We start from the raw sequence: 264 nt of genomic DNA, 5'->3' as shown, positions 1-264 counted from the left end.
TTCTTACCCAGCTCGGTGGCGCGCGCTCGACCGCCTGCGAATAGACCGGCGCCACGCATTCCTCGAGCAGGTCGCATTTGTCTGGGCTTGGCCGCCAGCCCAGTTCCCGTCGTGAGCGGGGCGCCCGAGTGCGGCTGCACCCCGAAACAACGATGGGGCCCATGAACGGGTCCCAGACCTCTGCCGCCTCGGCAATGGACAGCGACCGTGTGCCAAGCCCGAGGTGGCGGGCTATGGTTTCTGCCATGGTGCGGAAGTTCACTT

The 264-nt window shown here is 66.3% G+C and carries 1 protein-coding gene; it reads right to left on the bottom strand.

The features are described 5' to 3' along the window. Window positions 1–264, bottom strand: a 264-nt coding sequence (locus ACTHSL_RS13760; RefSeq protein WP_440381730.1) for a hypothetical protein, incomplete at both ends; no start/stop codon positions are given.

This window comes from Neisseria sp. P0008.S010, from assembly GCF_051962715.1.
GTDB lineage: Bacteria > Pseudomonadota > Gammaproteobacteria > Burkholderiales > Neisseriaceae > Neisseria > Neisseria elongata.
This window is presented reverse-complemented; position numbering and strand designations above follow the sequence as displayed.